General features: G+C 65.0%; 3 protein-coding genes. 2 read left to right on the top strand and 1 reads right to left on the bottom strand.

Annotation, left to right across the window (positions count from 1 at the left end; all coding sequences use genetic code 11):
- Positions 1–539: LysR family transcriptional regulator (locus tag RMO23_RS10590; protein ID WP_309681237.1), on the bottom strand; the 539-nt coding region annotated here is incomplete at its 3' end.
- Positions 540–682: 143 nt separating this feature from the next.
- Here RMO23_RS10590 and pcaH point away from each other — a divergent pair.
- Together pcaH and pcaG are read left to right on the top strand one after the other, a co-directional pair.
- Positions 683–1,396 carry a protocatechuate 3,4-dioxygenase subunit beta gene (gene pcaH / locus RMO23_RS10585; RefSeq protein ID WP_405041593.1) on the top strand — a complete coding sequence of 238 codons (714 nt, stop codon included), beginning with the start codon at positions 683–685 and terminating at the stop codon, positions 1,394–1,396.
- A 12-nt stretch (positions 1,397–1,408) separates the two neighbouring features.
- The coding region (gene pcaG / locus RMO23_RS10580; RefSeq protein ID WP_309681235.1) for a protocatechuate 3,4-dioxygenase subunit alpha at positions 1,409–1,872 on the top strand (464 nt) is incomplete at its 3' end.

The raw sequence follows: 1,872 nt of genomic DNA, 5'->3' as shown, positions 1-1,872 counted from the left end.
TGGCCGGGCCGCAGCGCCAGCACCAGCGGGTCGGCATACAGGTGCTCAAAGCTCAGGCCCAGCATGTGCGCCGGCTCGGCAAAGCGGCCAATCACCAGGTCCAGTTCGCGCTGGCGCAGTTGCGCCAGCAGCTGCGGGTTGGCGCCGGTATGAATGCGCAGGCTGGTGCGCACGCCCGCCTGGTCCAGCCGCCGCAGCAGCGCGGGCATCAGCCACGGCGCCACCGTGGGCAGCACGCCCAAGGTGACCACCGCACTGCCCTGGCGGCGGGCCGGGTCCACGCTGGCCACCGCTTCCCGCAGTGCGCTGACGCTGGCGCCGGCATGGCGCAGGAAGGCCTCGCCGCCCGGCGTCAGCAGCGCACCCTTGCGGCCCCGCTCGAACAGGCGCACCGCCAGCATGCTTTCGAGTTCCTTCAAGGTTTTGGACACGGCCGGCTGGGTAATCGACAGCACGCCGGCGGCTTTTTGCAGGCTGCCATGCTGCGCCACCGCCAGAAAGCACTGCAGATGGCGGAACTTGATGCGCTCATCGATCATGGGTTGACATACAGGAATGGTTATAGATAGTGGCTAAAAATGTCACTATACATAACCATAAGCGTTTATTAAAGTCACGCTTTCTGCGCAAACCGCGCTTTGTGACCCATTCACGACCGATTTCACGACCCAAGGAGACACCTTTGAGCACCGACCTGCAAAACGCTTATCTGGCCCCGCGCGACTGGGCCGGCCAGCCCTCGCCTATTTACCCGTATTACCAGTCCACCCTGCTGCGCGGCCCCAAGCAGCCGCTGCTGCCGATCAAGCAGGCCCTCAGCCAGCTCCATGCCCCGGTGTATGGCACCGACCAGCTCGGCCCGCTCGACCATGACCTGACCCGCAACGCGGTGAAAAATGGCGAACCGCTGGGAGAGCGCATCATCGTCACCGGCCGCGTGTCGGACGAAGACGGCCGCCCAGTACGCAACACGCTGGTCGAAGTCTGGCAGGCCAATGCCGCCGGCCGTTATGTGCACAAGGTCGACCAGCACAATGCACCGCTGGACCCGAATTTTCTGGGTGCCGGCCGCTGCATGACCGACCACGACGGCCGCTACACCTTCATGACCATCAAGCCCGGTGCCTACCCCTGGGGCAACCACCCCAACGCCTGGCGGCCCCAGCACATCCACTTTTCGCTGTTTGGCGACTACTTTGCCAGCCGCCTGGTCACGCAGATGTATTTCCCGGGTGACCCGCTGTTTGCCTACGACCCGATGTACCAGGGCGTGCCGCCCGACGCGCGCGAGCTGATGGTGTCCCGGTTCAGCCTCGACGTGACCCGGCCCGACTTCGCGCTCGGCTACGTATTCGACATCGTGCTGCGCGGCCCCAGGGCCACCCGTTTTGAATAAAGAGAAGCTGCCATGACTCTACTGAAGCAAACCCCCTCGCAAACCGTCGGCCCCTACTTTGCCTACGGCCTCACGCCCACGCAATACGGCTACGACCTGAAAAGCCTGTTCACCCCGGTGCTGGCCCAGCCGCATGCCCAGGGCGAACACATCCGCATCACCGGCCAGGTGTTTGACGGCGCCGGCAACAGCGTGCTCGACGCGATTGTCGAAATCAGCCAGCCAGATGCCAGCGGCCAGCCGGTGACCTCGGTGGCGGACGCCGAGGCCAAAGGCTTCACCGGCTTTGGCCGCTGCGGCACCGGCACCCTGGCCGGCAACCATTTTGCGTTTGACACCGTCAAACCCGGCGCCGCCGCCGTCGGCCAGGCCCCGTTCATCAACGTCTGCGTCACCATGCGCGGCCTCTTGGTGCATACCTTCAGCCGCATCTACTTCGACGACGAAGCCGCCGCCAACAGCCAGGACGCGGTGCT

This window comes from Polaromonas sp. (assembly GCF_031411155.1).
Lineage (GTDB): Bacteria > Pseudomonadota > Gammaproteobacteria > Burkholderiales > Burkholderiaceae_C > Polaromonas.
This window is presented reverse-complemented; position numbering and strand designations above follow the sequence as displayed.